Here is a 14,400-nt window from a genome sequence, read left to right as displayed (position 1 = left end):
ACCGGTGGTTGGATGGCCCCATGACGGACGGCTGGGGCCGGGTCGAGCGGCCCGACGCCGAGATCTGGTACCACGACACGGCCGGCGACCTCCCCGTCATCGTCCTGCTGCACGGCCTCGCCGGCTACGCGCTCGAGTGGGGGGCGGTGATCGCCGGGCTGTGCGAGGACTTCCGGGTGGTGTCGGTCGAGCAGCGGGGCCACGGCAGCAGCACCCGTCGGCCGGCCGACGTCTCCCGCACGGCGTACGTCGCCGACGTGGTCGCCGTGCTCGACGACCTGGGAGTCGGGGCGGTGCCGGTCGTGGGCCACTCGCTGGGTGGCCACACCGCGATGCTGCTCGCCGCGCACCACCCCGACCGGGTGAGCGACCTCGTTCTGGTGGAGAGCGGGCTCGGAGGTGGCGGCGAGGCCGACCTGGCGGGTGTCGCCGGCTGGTTGCGCGGCTGGCCCGTGCCGTTCGAGGACCGCGAGGAGTTCCTCGCGTTCTTCGGCGGCGGCCGCAGCGTGGCCGAGGGCTGGGCCGACGGGCTGGCGGAGCGCCATGACGGTCTGTGGCCCCAGTGGGACCCCGACACCCTGGTCGCGGCCCTCGCTCCCGTCGCGCTCCACGAGCACCTCGAGGAGTGGTCGGCCGTCCACGCCCCCACGCTGCTGGTCCGGGGCGAGCACGGCTCGGTGCCGGAGCGGCAGGTGGAGAGCATGTGTGCCCTGCGTCCTGACACCGCGCTCGCCGTCATCGCCGGCGCCGGGCACGACGTCCACCTCGAGGCCGCGGAGGCGCTGCTGCCGGTGCTGCGGCGGTTCCTGGCCCTGCGGCGCGGCTGACTACCAGTCGGGCCCCGGGCCGGAGAAGGGCAGCTCCACCAGCGGCGGACCGATCCCGGAGACGTCCCTCAGCAGCCACTCCTCCTGCAGCAGCAGGATCGCGGACGCGGGGTGCATCACGAGCCACAGCCAGCGCCCGTCCGCCTCCCCCGCGACCACGGACCGGTCGAGGTCACCGGCGGCGTGACTGGTCGACACCGGCCACACCGGGACCGACTGGCTTCCTACCCGCAGCCGCGCAGCCGGCGGCCCTTGGCCGAAGTCGGCCCCCGGGTCCGCACCCGGCAGCCCGGCGCAGCGGCCCCCGAGCCCTACTCCCGCCTCCTCCGCCACGACGAGCACGTCCACCCGACCGTCGACCTCGGTCGTGCCGCTGCAGCAGGTCACCGTCGCCAGGGTCCGATCCGCACCGTCGACGACGACGCCGAAGTCGGACACCGACCAGCCGGGACTCAGCGGCCAGGGCAGCAACGTCGGGAAGCGGCCAGCCGTGCGCAGGTGCTCGGCGAAAGCCTCGTACGCCGGGACCCGGGGCCGCCAGAGCCGCGGCTGCGCACCGTGGACGGGGCACTCGTCCCGGTCGCCGTCCATCGGGAGTCGGCACCGGGGACAGGAGCCGGTGAGGCGCATGACGCCACGGTGCTGAGCGCCGGGCGTCGCGTCAAGAGGCGGTCAGGACCCCTGCGGGCCGGGCCAGTTCTTGTCCGGCTGCGGGACGGGGCGTCCGGGCTGCTCGCCGCCTCGGGCCTCGAGGTAGTTCCGCTTGGGAACCATGACCTTGCGGCGGAAGATGCACACCACGGTGCCGTCCTGGTTGTAGCCGATGGTCTCCACGTGCACCACGCCGCGGTCGTCCTTCGAGGTCGACTCCCACTTGTCGAGCACGGTCGTCTCGCCGTAGAGCGTGTCGCCGTGGAAGGTCGGGGCGACGTGGCGCAGCGACTCGATCTCGAGGTTGGCGATCGCCTTCCCGGAGATGTCGGGCACGCTCATGCCGAGCAGGATCGAGTAGACGTAGTTGCCCACGACCACGTTCCGACCGAACTGGGTGGTCTCCCCCGCGTAGTGCACGTCGAGGTGGAGGGGGTGGTGGTTCATCGTGAGCAGGCAGAACAGGTGGTCGTCGTACTCGGTGACCGTCTTGCCCGGCCAGTGCTTGTAGGTCGCACCGACCTCGAACTCCTCATAGCTGCGCCCGAACTGCATGGGGCACATCCTTGCCGACACCGGACCCACGCCGACACCCCGGCCGGGGTGGGCTTGCTCACGAGGCCTCAGGAACCGCCCCCGCCGGCCTTGCGGCGGTGGACCTTGGGGCCGGCCCCGCCGTGCACCTCCGAGCCGTGCGCCTTCTCCCGCACGGGGCCGTCCTCGTGGACTCCGTGCTCGTCGGAGTTCTTCTTGTCGAGCGCCGCGCGCATCTTGGCCTTCAGGTCCTCGTTCGCCACGTCTCCTCCTGAGCCGTCGTCAGGAGGTCCACGATGCCACCGCCCCGCCGGGCCGTCGACCGGGTTCGGCGCCGGCCGTCGTCGTCAGTAGCCGAAGACCTGGTAGTCGATGCGGTACTGCTCCTCGATGATCGAGCGGAGCTCGGCCGAGGCGTTCTCCCGCGTGACGCCCCGCGGTGTCGACTGGTTGCGCCGCTCGGGGACCCGCTCGGGCAGGCCGACGACGCGGCAGACGTGGGCGAAGTCGGCGTCGAAGGTCTCCATCCGACCCAGGTAGTCGAGGTGGGTGAGGTCGACCATCCGGGTCTGCAGCCGGATGTGCCGGTCGGTGTCCGCGGACCCGAGGTCCTGCTCGGCCACCCAGGCAGCGAAGTTCTCGATGGTCTGCATCCGCTCGCGGGTGGGCGGGTCGAACCGGAAGTGGTTCTGCCGGTGGACCTTGTCCTGCCACGAGGAGATGAACCGGTCGAGCGGGTGGCGGACCAGCGCGAACTTGAACCAGTCGGCGAAGGCGTGCACCGGGTAGGGGATCGCGGAGGCGACCAGCAGCTCGGTGTCGTCGTGCTGCTCGAGGAGGTAGGTGAGGATCGTCCTGGTGCCCACCTTGGCGTTGCGGAACCACACGAACCGGTGGGTCTGGCTGATGGCGATGTTGTAGGGCCGCGCCGAGAGCGCACCCGCGCGGTCGCGGTGGCCACCGAGCCGGGCCAGGAGCTCCTTGGCCTCGGGGGCCAGGGTCATCGGACGGCCCGGGCGGGAGCGGAAGACCGTGGGGTCGAGGCCGGGCGCGGCCTCGCCGTCGGCTGGTGCTGCCATGCGCTCGCTGGTGTCCTCTCGCCCGGGTGAACGGGTCATGCTACCGGCGGCTGCGTCCGCGCAGCCGCGACACCAGCCCGGCCACCCCGCCCGCGGACCGGGGCGCCGTCGGCTCCTTCCGCTCCTGCTCCCGCAGCGCCTTGCGCCGGCCCTGTCGGTGGCCGGCGCGGCGTGCGTGCTCGGCGGAGGACTGGGCGAGCGCCTCGGCATCGGTGTAGAGCGTCACGTAGCGGGCGCGGATCTCGTCGAGCCGTGCCTGTGCGGCTGCGTCGTGGCCGCCGCTGCGGGCGAGGACGACCAGCAGGTCCCAGACCTCCTGCGCCATCTCGCGCACCTCGTCGGGGCAGTCGATGTCGGACCAGGACGTGCGGACACGGCGCAGGTCGGGGTCGACGAAGTCGTCCACCTCGGCGGCCGCCTCGGGGCTGACCTCGGCCGACCGGAGGTCGAGCTCGGCGACGACCCGGTCCACGACGGCCCGCCAGTCGTCGAGGAGGTCGTTGTAGAGGACGAAGGTCCGACGGGCCTCGCGGGTCCCGTCCTCGGTGAAGAGGGCGACGTTGAGCCAGCTCGCGACCCGGGTGGTCTGGGCGTGCCGCATGGTCTCGCCGGCGTTCAGCCCCTTGTAGTACTTGTCCTTGCTGCCGACCACCTCGGCCGGGTGGCGCAGCATGGTCAGGAACGCCGGTTCGGCTCCGGCGGCCTCCGCGGCCCGCGCCCACATGGGCAGGAACCAGCTGGAGCGGGGGTCCTTCACCACGAGGTCCTGGCCGTCGGCGGTGTGCTCGGCGAGCCACCCCGTCACCTCACCGTGGACGTCGTCACCGCCGGCCACCTCCGCCGCGTCGGCGAAGGCCGCCGGTCTGGAGTCGGTGAGCACCACCGAGGCCCGTCGGAGCAGCCGGGTCTGCAGGTCGACAGCCCAGCGCGGCTCGAAGAACCCGCGCGGGTTGGTGCGGTTGCCGGGGATCTCCGGCGGCGGTATCCGCAACCCGACCAGCTTGAGGACGCCCGCGATCGTGCTGGTGCCGCTGCGCCCGGAGCCGGCCACCACCACCACGCGCGGCGGGGGTGCGGAACCGTCGGTGGGGGTCATGCGGGCGAACCTCCGTGGTCGGGTGGGGCGGGGTGCGGGCCCGGGCCGTGGCCTGCAGCGGACACCCTAAACTGACCGCGTCCCGAGCGAGGAGTCCTCTTTGGCACAGCGCGTCCACCTGCACGTCGGCACCCCGAAGTCCGGGACCACCTACCTGCAGGCAGCACTGTGGGCCAACCGCACCGAGCTGGCGGCTCGCGGCCTCCTCTACCCGGGACGCCGCCCCTTCGACCAGAACCGCGCCTCCATGGACGGCCGGCAGGGACGGCTGGACCCCGACCACTCCCCTGCGCCCCGGGTGTGGCCGCGGATCCGCTCCGAGGTCGCGGCGTACGACGGCAGCGCGGTGCTGAGCAACGAGTGGTGGGTCGCGGCGTCCGAGGAGCACGCGCGGGCCGCGGTCGACAGCCTCGGCGGACCGGACCGGGTGCACGTGGTCGTGTCGACGCGCAGCCTGGTCCGCCTGGTGCCGGCCGCGTGGCAGGAGTCCCTGAAGGTCGGCCGGGGCCATGCCCTCGGCGACTTCGTCCGCGGACTCGACGACCCGGGCAACAAGTGGAGCTGGGACGTCGTCGACCCGGCCCGCGTGGCCGGGGCCTGGGCCCGCGTGGTCGGGCCGGACCACGTCAGGGTGGTGACTGTGCCCGAGGCACCGACGACGGGCGACCTGCTGTGGCAGCGGTTCGCGGCGAGCGTCGACGTCGACGTCGCCGGCCTCGAGGTGCCCGCGCGCACCGCCAACGAGTCGCTCTCGGTGCAGGCCGCCCGCCTGCTGCAGGACTACGGCCCGGCGCTGCGCGAGGAGGTCGACGCGCTGACCACCGGCACCGCGTCGTGGCGGGCCCGGGCCCGCTGGCTGCGCAACACGGTCGTGCGCAGGGCACTCGTGGACGTCCCGGGTGACCCCATCGGAGTGGACGACGCCCTGCTGACGGAGCTGCGTGACCGGGGCGAGGCCTCGGTGTCACGGTTGCGCGACCTCGGGTGTCAGGTGGTCGGCGACCTGTCCGACCTGCTGGACGGCACCAACCGCTCCGGCAGCCGCCACCCCGACGACGTCTCCGCGGCCGAGCTGGTGGAGGCCGGCAGGGTCCTGGCCGTGGGGTTGCTCCGCGACCGGATCGAGGCAGGCGACAGCGCCGCCCGGACCGACGACCCGGACGGCCCCGGGGACCCTGACGACACCGGGGACACCGAGGAGGCCGCGCCGGACCCCGCCGAGGGCACCCTGCGCCGCTTCACCTTCCTGGTCCCCTCCGCCTACGCCCCGGGCGGGATCGCCCGCGTCGTGTCGACCGTGGCCAACGAGCTGGTCCGTCGCGGCTGCGAGGTCTCCGTCATCACCCTCGTCCGGCCGACCGCCGAGCCCTACTTCCACTTCGACCCGGCGGTGCGACTGCTGCCGCTCCAGGACCGCTACGACCCCGCCCGCCCCCACCGGCAACGCCCCCGGGCCCGCAACGACCGGCACGCCGACGAGCGGGTCCGGCAGCTCGACAGCCAGCCGTCGGCCCTGGCCGACGGGGCCCGCAAGACCTTCACGGCCTACGTCGACCTGCTGCTCCAGGAGTGCCTCGAGTCGATGCCGCCCGGCGTCTTCGTGTCCACCCGGCCCGAGTTCGCCGTGGCGGCCTCCCGGTGGGCCGCCCCCGGCTCGGTCCTGCTGCACCAGGAGCACCTGTCCTTCGTGCCGCGGCCGGTCCACCTGCGCGAGGCGCTGCGGGACACGGTGCTCGGCCGCGACGGCACGCGCGCCCTCGACGCGTTCCTCACCCTCACCGACGCCGACCTCGAGCGGTGGGTCGAGTTCCTCGGCCCGACCGCCGTGCGCACCGACGTCATCCCCAACCCGATCCCCTTCACCATCGGCGAGCCGGCCCCGCTCACCAGCAAGGTGGTCGTCGCTGCCGGCCGGCTGACGATGCAGAAGGGGTTCGAGCGCCTGATCAGCGCCTGGGCCCCGCTCGTCGGCACCCATCCCGACTGGCGTCTGGACATCTACGGCGAGGGCGGCCTGCACGACGACCTGGCCGCCCAGATCGCCGACCTCGGCCTGGGGGACCGGGTGCGGTTGGCCGGTGTGACGCCCGAGTTCGAGGCTCGGCTGGCCGAGGCGTCCATCTACGCCATGTCCTCACGCTTCGAGGGGCTGCCCATGGTGCTGCTCGAGGCGTGCAGCAAGGGTGTGCCGCCGGTGTCCTTCGACTGCCCCGAGGGCCCGCGTCAGCTGATCGAGGACGGGGTCAACGGGCTGCTGGTCCCCGAGGGCGACATCCCTGCCCTCACCGACGGGCTGCGCAGGCTCATGGACGACGCAGCCCTGCGACGCCGACTCGGAGCCGGTGCCCTCGAGACCGCCCGCAACTACCAGGTGGAGGCCGTCGCGGACCGGTGGCTGGAGCTGGTCGACGAGGTCGCGCCCCGGCCGGCCGTGACCTGAGGGTCCTCGGCGACCCTCAGCGGCCGAGCCGGCGCCGCACCCGCGCCGCCAGCAGGCGCAGCCGCGATGCGGTGGCCCCATTGGGGGCCGTCTCAGGGCGCCGACCGCGGCGGCGTCGGGGCTCGCGCAGCGCCAGCGGCACCATCACGTCGAGGGCGAGGTCGAGCAGCTGGGAGTCGGTGAGGTCCGCCGGCACGGTCCCGTCCTCGCGGATGGCCGGGGTCAGGTCGGCGAGGTCGCCCACCACCCGGTAGCCGCCCTGGCGCAGGCTCGTGACCATCTCGTCGGCCACCTCGACGGTGCGTGCCCGGTGGTCGGCCGGCACCGTGAGCATCCCGGCGGTCCGGTGCTCGACCAGCTCCTTCTGGGCGAGCCGCCGCTTGATCAGCCGGGAGTGGGTCGGCCACGGCAGGTCCTCGGGCAGCCGTGCGGTCAACCGCCGCAGCAGCTCGGTCTCCGCGGTGCCGAGGGAGGGGTTGGAGGTCTGGGTGGACGGCTGGTAGTCCGCGTCGGGGAGCCCCACCGCCTCCGCGAAGCGGCGCCACAGCTCCCCCGGCGCCGCACCGGAGGGTGGCACCGTCACCAGGATCACGTTCTCGGGCCCGACCACCTCGCCCCAGCGTCGGGCCAGGGCGGCGAGGTTCTGCGCCGTCCAGATCCCGGCGCTGCTGGTCTCGGCGCCCTCCCACTTCGCGAAGGTCCGCCGGACGAAGGCCGCATAGGGCACGGTGCTGCGGTTCTTGACGTTCTCCTGCCAGGCGGCGGGGATCTGCCGGCCGAGGTCGCGGCAGGTCAGCACGACCCTGACCCGCCGACCGGGGAAGGAGTCCACGGCTCGCCTGATGACCTCGGTCGACGCGCCGCCCAGGATCTCGTGGGAGATCAGGGCTGGTCCGTCGTAGGCGAGCACCTCGTCCGCGGTCGCCTGCCAGGCCCCCTCGGACTCCCGGTAGTGGTGGCCGCCGAAGCCTCGCTCCCGCAGGTCGAGGGCCGCCATGAAGTGGGCCGCGTGCTTGGCACCGGGGTAGAGGTACCCGTGGCGCCGGAGCAGGGCCCGGTTGTGGGCCAGCTCCCCCTGCAGGTAGGTGGTCCCGCTCTTGGGGGTGCCCACGTGCAGGAAGACCTCGTGACCCAGCGCCTCCGCCACCGGCAGCAACCTCCCGCTCGCAGTCCCTCGCCGCCCACGCTGACCCGCGGTCCGACGTCGGCGATCACTCTGCCAGAGCGGGGCACCGGGCACCGCACCAGCCCGGTCCCGCCGGTGACGCGACGTGCTCGATAGCATCCGCGCCATGAGCCCCCGCCCGCTGTACCTCCACGTGGGCGCGAGCAAGACCGGCACCTCGGCCCTGCAGCGCGGGCTCTTCGACTCCGTGGCGGCCCTCGCCGAGCAGGGGGTGGGGATGCCGCTGGCCAGCCGCGACGACCACGTCCGACGGGTGCTGCGCCCCCTGGGGTGGGTGACCGCGGCCGGCTTCACCCAGGACGTACGCCGCGAACGACTCGCCGAGCTCGGGCCGCTGCTCGCCTCGGCCGACGGTGAGCGGTTGCTGCTCACCTGCGAGGACGTCTGCGAGGCCGACCCGGAGCGGATCGCCGCCCTGGTCCAGGTGGCCGAGGAGTCCGGTCACGAGGTGCGGGTGGTGCTGTCCCTGCGTGGCCTGGCCGCGGTCATCCCCTCGGAGTGGCAGCAGTTCCTCAAGCACCGGATGGCGCTGGACTACCCGACGTTCCTGCGACGTCTGCGCGAGCGGCGCGGTCGCTGGGCCACCCACTTCTGGCAGCGCCAGGACGTCCCGGAGATTTGCGGCCGGTGGGCCGAGGCCGTCGGGTCCGACCGGCTCGACGTGGTGGTCACCCCGGACCGCACCCACGACCCCGACGGGCTCTACCGCACGTTCGGCCAGGTCGTCGGCTTCGACCCGGCGGCCTTGTCCTGGCCCACCCGCAACGTCAACGCCTCCTGGGGCTACGTCGAGGCGGAGCTCTACCGGCGGGTCAACGAGGCGCTCGGACGTGACCGGCTCCCCCGCTACGAGCGCGACTACCAGCCCGGGCTGCGCTGGCCGCTCGTGCAGGGGGTGTTGCCGCGCAGCGCGAGCGAGCGCATCCCGCTGCCCACCGACCAGCTGGAGTGGGTCACGGAGGTCGCGCAGGGTCACGTGGCCTGGCTCCGGGACTCCGAGATCCGGGTGCACGGCGACCTCGACCGGCTCGTGCCGACCGCCCGCGACGTGGCGGACCTCCCGGAGCTGGACGAGGCGGCGGTCGCACGCGCGGCCGTGGACACCCTCGCCAACTTCGCGGAGTTCACGTGGCGTCGCCACCAGCGGGCCACGGCGCCTGCTGCCGGGCGGGGCGGGATGATCACCAGGGCCCGACGTCGGCTGCGCCGCCGGCGCCGTCAGCGCAGCTTGTAGGTCTCCAGCAGCCGACGGCCGATGATCATCCGCTGGATGTCGGCCGTCCCCTCGCCGATGAGCAGCATCGGCGCCTCGCGGTAGAGGCGCTCGATCTCGTACTCCTTGGAGAAGCCGTAGCCGCCGTGGATCCGGAAGGAGTCCTCGACGACCTCGGCGCAGTACTCGGACGCGAGGTACTTGGCCATCCCGGCCTCGAGGTCGTTGCGCTCGCCCCGGTCCTTCATCCGGGCGGCCTTCACCATCATCGCGTGGGCGGCCTCGACCTTGGTGGCCATCTCGGCGAGCCGGAACATCACGGCCTGGTGGTCGGCGATCTTCTTGCCGAACGTCTCACGCTGCTGTGCGTAGGCGATGCCGAGCTCGAAGGCCCGGTTGGCGACGCCGCAGCCGCGGGCTGCCACGTTGACGCGGCCCACCTCCACGCCGTCCATCATCTGGTAGAAGCCCTGGCCCGGCTTGCCGCCGAGGACCTGGTCGGCGTCGATCCGGTGGCCCTCGAAGACCATCTCGGTGGTGTCGACACCCTTGTAGCCCATCTTCTCGATCTTGCCGGGGATCGTGACCCCCTGCGCGGTCTCCCCGAAGCCCTCGTCCTTCTCCACGAGGAAGGTCGTCATGTTGCGGTAGACGGAGTCGGCGCCCTCGTCGGTCTTGACGAGCACGGCCACCAGGTTGGAGGAGCCGCCGTTGGTCAGCCACATCTTCTGACCGGTGATCTCGTAGGCACCGTCCCCGGTCTGCTTGGCCTTGGTCTTGATCGCGGAGACGTCGGAGCCGCAGCCCGGCTCGGACATGGAGAAGGCGCCCCGGACCTCGCCGGTCGCCATGCGGGGCAGGTACTTCTGCTTCTGCTCCTCCGTGCCGTGCTGGAGCAGCATGTAGGCGACGATGAAGTGGGTGTTGATGATGCCGCTGACGCTCATCCAGCCACGGGCGATCTCCTCGACCGCGAGCGCGTAGGTGAGCAGCGACTCACCGAGCCCGCCGTACTCCTCGGGGATCATCAGTCCGAAGACACCCAGCTCCTTGAGCTCCTCCACGATCTCGGTGGGGTACTCGTCGCGGTGCTCGAGCTCCGTCGCGACGGGGAGGATCTTGTCCTCCACGAACTGCCGGATCGTCTTGAGGATCTCCTCCTGGACGTCGGTCAGTCCCTCGGTCTCGCAGAGTCGGCGCATCTGGTCATCCTTCCACGGCCTGGGCCTGGCGACGGGGTGGGCGAGGGCAGGCTACTGGCGAGCGGTCACCGGGCGCTGTTGCGCCGGTCACGGTCCTTGACCGTACGTCGCGCGAGCTGCGTGACGGCGTACTCGACCGCGTCGAGGGCTGCCTCGAGGTGGTCCTCCACGCTCAGGTCCTCGGGCTGGGCTCCCGGCACCGGCGCGCACCGCAGCTCCTCGAGGTCGCCGACCACACGGGCGCCCAGCGCGGCGAGCCGCTCGAGGTCGCGGTCGCCCTTCTCGACCACCCAGGCGGCCTGGTGCCCGAGGCGCGGGTCGCCGTCGCGTCCTGCCAGCCCGCGCTTGGCCAGCAGCTGCTTGACGATGCGCTCGTAGTGGCGGGGGCTCATCGGGGGCGTCTGCGCGTCGACCCGGAGGTTGAGGCGACGCAGCACCTCCAGGGATGCCAGCCCGAGCGAGGGGTTGGACCGCACGTCCAGGTCGAGCCCTTCGGACTCCACGGGGACGATGGAGGCGAACCGCTGCCACAAGAGGTCGTGGGGGGCTCCCGGGGGTGGCACCGTCACCACCGTGACCTGGTCCGGCCCGGCCGCCTTCTGCCACGCCTCGACGATCTCGGGGGCGTCCTGACGCGTCCAGAACGCCCGCCCGGGTCCGGGCCGCGACCGGTCCTCCGCCTCGACGCCTGCGACGTACTCCGCCCAGGTCCACGTGCTGCGGTTCTGCACCGACTCCTGCCACATCGCCGGGATCGAGCGCGCCAGGTCGCGCACCGTGACGACGACCTCGACCTCGGCGGGCGCGAGGTCGGCGATGATCTGGCGTGCCTTGGCCACCCCCCGTGGAGCGAGGAACTCCATCGAGACCACGGCCGTGCCGGGCCACTCGGCCACCTCGGCCACCAGCGAGCGCCACGGCCCGTCGGCGGCCAGCTTCGGCTGACCACGCAGCCCGCCACCCGTGACGTCCTTGACGGCGTCGACCTGACGGCGCCAGGGACTCGGGTAGAGGATCCCCTGCCGTCGGAGTCCCTTGCGGTTCTGGCGCAGCACCCGTTGGAGGAAGCTGGTGCCGGACTTCATCAGCCCGATGTGGAGCACGACCCGCTCGGCCACTAGCGGCTCTCCTCACGGGCAGCCGGTCCGCCGTCCCCCGCGACGAGCTCGACCAGGGTCGGCTCGAGGTCGTCGAGGTGGGCGTGCAGGGCGGGGAGCATGCCGACGTGCTCGGCGACACCCAGCTCGAGCTCGTCGAGGCGGGCGGCGAGGTCCGCGACCGCGTCGCCGCGGATGATCCGGTTGCGCACGAGCGAGACGTGCAGCGGCCGGCTCACAGGCTCTCGCTCCGGTAGGTCCGCAGCGCCTGGCGCAGCCGCTCGCCGTCCTGCTGGGCGGTCGGTACCAGCAGCTCGTTGACGAGGTCGGTCAGCGCGGCGACCCGTTCGTGGAGGCGTCGCCCGTCCTGCAGCTCCTTCTCGGCGGCCCCCAACCGTGCCGTGAGGTCGTCGAGGACGGCACGGGCCCGTCTCCCCCGCACGTCGACCACGACGGACCCCCGCAACCGCTCGGCGGCCGAGGTGTCGTCGGCGGGCGCCGCGCCCAGGCTCGCCTCGCGCAGCTCGAGCAGCAGCCGGGCGATGGTGCGGACGGCGACGTCGAGCAGCTCCTCGGCGGGCACCTCCTCCGGCAGCCGGCCGTCGCGTCGGGTCGCGGTCACGTCGTCGAGGTCGCCGTGCACCTGCCACCCGGCCTCCCGGATCCTCGCGACGGCGGCCCGGGCCCGTGCCTCGGCCTCGGCCAGCTGCGCCTCGGTGATGCCCATCGGCTCGTCGTCGAGCCCGGCCAGCACGCCGTGGGCCAGCGTGTCGCGCAGCCACCGCGACTGCTCCCGGGCACCCCTGATCGGTCCCAGCTCCTGTTCGTTCACCTTGCGCAGAACCTCCGCTGCCTTGGCTCCGAGCGACTCGTTCGCCGGAGGGATGGCCAGATCGATGTCGATGTCGAGCAGGTCGCACGCTGCCGCGAACCGGTCCCACAGCTCGCGGGGAGGACCGCCCCGGGGCGCGGTCACCACGTGCACCTGCTCGACGGGCAGGTCGGCACCCCAACGGTCGGCGACCGAGGCGGGGTCCATCGTGCGCCATCCCCACTCGGCGCGTGGTCCCAGCGACTCACCCGGGGGCTGCCACTGTCCGAGCGGCACGTCGAGGGCGAACTTGAGCCGCTCCTGCCAGGCCGACGACACGGCGCGGCCGAGGTCGCGGGTCGTGACGACGACGTGGGTCTCGAGCCCGTCGAACCGGGCGAGCGCGGCGCGGGCCTGGCGGCGGCGTGCTCCTGCCAGCAGCTCATAGCTGATGATCGCGGTGTCGCCCGGGAAGTCGTGCACCTGTTCCACGACCCGGTCCCAGGCGCGGTGGGCCCGCTCGGGCAGCCGCTCGAGCCGGGCGTCCTCGCGGACGACGAAGCCGGCGTGCACCAGCTCGACGTGGGTCCGCCCGGCCACCAGCACCCCCTGCTCGGCCAGGCCGTCCCGGTTGTGCCGGAGCACCCGTTGCAGGTAGGTCGTCCCCGACTTGGGACTGCCGACGTGCATGTAGACGCGGCGGGTCATGACCACTCCGCGACGAGGTGCCACGACGGTCGCGGCCGGCCGAGGTCGGGAGCCGGCCGGCGGGCCCGGTCCGCGGTCACGAGGCGTGCCCCGAGATCCTCCAGTCGCTGCCGGACCTCCTCGGGATCCACCCGGAACCGGAGGGGGTAGTGGTGGTCGCCCGGATCCGGGGTCCCGCCGTCGGGGATCTCCAGGTAGGCCCGGCCTCCACCGCGCAGCGACGTGGCGGTCAGCCTCCAGAAGGCCTCCAGTCCGCGCGGGTGCAGGCTGTCCAGGACGAAGCGCGCGAGGACCACCCGGGTGGGCCGCGGCCGCAGCCGCTGCATCGCGGCCTGGGTGAGGGCGTCACGCAGGTCGTAGAGGTTGACCACGCCCAGCTTGAGCGGGAGGTCACGCTCCCGGAGCGCCCGGTCGGCGGCACCGAACGAGTGGCGGGCGAAGTCGTAGGCCTCGACCCGGTGGCCGGCCTCGGCCAGCCGGACCGCGTCTGTCCCGTTGCCGGCTCCGATCTCGAGCACGCTCACCGGCTCGGGGTGGTCGGCGAGGACACGCCGCGCGAGCTCGGACGCCTCGCCGAGCTCCGCGTGCTCGGTCCACCACGCCTCCCAGCCGCGCCGGGCCGTCATCATGTTGCCGAACCACCCCTCGAACCGGGCCACCGTCCCGGCGTCGGGCTCGTGACGGAACGAGGGGTCCGGCACCCGCCAGCCGGGACCGTAGGACGCCGCGAGCAGGGCCGCCGGGTCGGCGGGCGCGGGCAGCTCCCGGCCCTCGAAGCCCAGGGTCGTGAGCGGCAGGATCGCCTCGCGCGGGATCCGCTCCCGGAGCGTGGCGGTCTCGTGGAGGACCCCGTCGACGTAGAAGCAGGCGTAGACGTCGATGCCCAGCGGCGCGCCGTCGGGTCCGGGGACGAGCACGGTGACGAAGCTGCCGGACTTGACCACGGCCTGGAGGCCCCGGCGGGTGAGCGCACGCTTGATCGCGTAGCACTCCTGGTTGATGCCGGCCATCGTCGGCTGCTCGCTGAGGTAGAGGAGGTCGGAGTCGGAGTCGTGCCCGATCGCGCCGCCGTCGCGAGCGGCCCCCAGCAGGGTCCCGAAGGCCATCCAGGCCTCCAGGCCGCACTCCTCACGCACGATGTCGATCACCTCGCGGGTGCGCTCGGCCAGCGCGTCGGTGACCGAGGAGCCGCGGGTGCTGAACGGGCGCTGGACGATGCCCCACTTGTCGATGACGACGGGGCGGTCGTCCTGGTCGACGAAGCGGATCGGCTGGGTCCCGCCACGGAAGGTGACCGGTCCGACGGAGATCACCGCCGGCTCGGAGTCGTCGACCGGCGCGGTTGCCTGACGGAGCGTCACCTCGGCGCGGCCGCGCAGCCAGCCGCGCATCGCGCGCGGCCAGCGGATCCGGTAGGCGCCTCGTCGTCGCGGCGTGCCGTCACCGGTGGTGAAGGACCAGACCGGCTCGCCGTCGAAGAGCACGTCCCAGGCGCCGGCGAGGTCCACGGGCAGCACGATGCCGTCGTCGTCCGCGCGAACCTTCACCTGCCACCT

Annotated in this window: 14 protein-coding genes; 3 read left to right on the top strand and 11 right to left on the bottom strand. The window is 73.2% G+C overall.

What is annotated here, in order from left to right; genetic code table 11:
* Positions 1–20 precede the first annotated feature (20 nt).
* Entirely contained in the window at positions 21–827 is an 807-nt protein-coding gene (locus tag K6T13_RS05055; protein ID WP_222897437.1) for an alpha/beta fold hydrolase, read from the top strand.
* Here K6T13_RS05055 and K6T13_RS05050 read toward each other — a convergent pair whose 3' ends face one another.
* The 5 genes from K6T13_RS05050 to K6T13_RS05030 all read right to left on the bottom strand — a co-directional run bounded on the left by K6T13_RS05050 (position 828) and on the right by K6T13_RS05030 (position 4,187).
* On the bottom strand, positions 828–1,457 hold the full coding sequence (locus tag K6T13_RS05050; RefSeq protein ID WP_249423941.1) for a DUF6758 family protein: 630 nt from the start codon (positions 1,455–1,457) through the stop codon (positions 828–830). It lies immediately after the preceding gene.
* Positions 1,458–1,499: 42 nt separating this feature from the next.
* Entirely contained in the window at positions 1,500–2,033 is a 534-nt protein-coding gene (locus tag K6T13_RS05045; RefSeq protein ID WP_222897436.1) for a MaoC family dehydratase, read from the bottom strand.
* A gap of 68 nt (positions 2,034–2,101) precedes the next feature.
* A complete protein-coding gene (locus K6T13_RS05040) occupies positions 2,102–2,275 on the bottom strand; it encodes a DUF5302 family protein (protein WP_222897435.1) in 174 nt (57 codons plus the stop codon).
* An 84-nt stretch (positions 2,276–2,359) separates the two neighbouring features.
* Positions 2,360–3,091: a sulfotransferase family 2 domain-containing protein gene (locus K6T13_RS05035; RefSeq protein WP_222897434.1), complete on the bottom strand. Its 732-nt coding sequence runs from the start codon at positions 3,089–3,091 to the stop codon at positions 2,360–2,362.
* A 40-nt stretch (positions 3,092–3,131) separates the two neighbouring features.
* Complete coding sequence (locus K6T13_RS05030) at positions 3,132–4,187, bottom strand: sulfotransferase family protein (protein ID WP_222897433.1); 1,056 nt, start codon at positions 4,185–4,187, stop codon at positions 3,132–3,134.
* 100 nt (positions 4,188–4,287) lie between these two features.
* Between K6T13_RS05030 and K6T13_RS05025 the strand changes: the two genes are divergently transcribed.
* On the top strand, positions 4,288–6,627 hold the full coding sequence (locus tag K6T13_RS05025) for a glycosyltransferase family 4 protein (protein WP_222897432.1): 2,340 nt from the start codon (positions 4,288–4,290) through the stop codon (positions 6,625–6,627).
* A gap of 16 nt (positions 6,628–6,643) precedes the next feature.
* On the opposite strand, the gene K6T13_RS05020 is transcribed toward K6T13_RS05025, so the two are convergent.
* Complete coding sequence (locus tag K6T13_RS05020) at positions 6,644–7,774, bottom strand: hypothetical protein (RefSeq protein WP_222897431.1); 1,131 nt, start codon at positions 7,772–7,774, stop codon at positions 6,644–6,646.
* Positions 7,775–7,919: 145 nt separating this feature from the next.
* Here K6T13_RS05020 and K6T13_RS05015 point away from each other — a divergent pair, with 145 nt between their 5' ends.
* Complete coding sequence (locus K6T13_RS05015; protein WP_222897430.1) at positions 7,920–9,047, top strand: hypothetical protein; 1,128 nt, start codon at positions 7,920–7,922, stop codon at positions 9,045–9,047.
* Here K6T13_RS05015 and K6T13_RS05010 read toward each other — a convergent pair.
* From K6T13_RS05010 to K6T13_RS04990, 5 genes are all read right to left on the bottom strand, one after another.
* Positions 9,032–10,228, bottom strand: coding sequence for an acyl-CoA dehydrogenase family protein (locus tag K6T13_RS05010; RefSeq protein ID WP_222897429.1), 1,197 nt, complete (start codon positions 10,226–10,228; stop codon positions 9,032–9,034). The genes K6T13_RS05015 and K6T13_RS05010 overlap by 16 nt on opposite strands.
* Before the next feature lie 65 nt (positions 10,229–10,293).
* Entirely contained in the window at positions 10,294–11,346 is a 1,053-nt protein-coding gene (locus tag K6T13_RS05005; RefSeq protein ID WP_222897428.1) for a hypothetical protein, read from the bottom strand.
* The gene (locus K6T13_RS05000) at positions 11,346–11,564 is read right to left on the bottom strand and encodes a hypothetical protein (protein ID WP_222897427.1); all 219 of its coding nucleotides are present in this window, start codon (positions 11,562–11,564) and stop codon (positions 11,346–11,348) included. The genes K6T13_RS05005 and K6T13_RS05000 overlap by 1 nt, the downstream gene beginning before the upstream one ends.
* Positions 11,561–12,844: a DUF6752 domain-containing protein gene (locus K6T13_RS04995; RefSeq protein ID WP_222897426.1), complete on the bottom strand. Its 1,284-nt coding sequence runs from the start codon at positions 12,842–12,844 to the stop codon at positions 11,561–11,563. Before K6T13_RS04995 ends, K6T13_RS05000 begins: the two co-directional genes overlap by 4 nt.
* Positions 12,841–14,391 carry a class I SAM-dependent methyltransferase gene (locus tag K6T13_RS04990; RefSeq protein WP_222897425.1) on the bottom strand — a complete coding sequence of 517 codons (1,551 nt, stop codon included), beginning with the start codon at positions 14,389–14,391 and terminating at the stop codon, positions 12,841–12,843. Before K6T13_RS04990 ends, K6T13_RS04995 begins: the two co-directional genes overlap by 4 nt.
* Positions 14,392–14,400: the final 9 nt, after the last annotated feature.

Source organism: Nocardioides coralli (assembly GCF_019880385.1).
Classification (GTDB): Bacteria; Actinomycetota; Actinomycetes; order Propionibacteriales; family Nocardioidaceae; genus Nocardioides; species Nocardioides coralli.
This window is presented reverse-complemented; position numbering and strand designations above follow the sequence as displayed.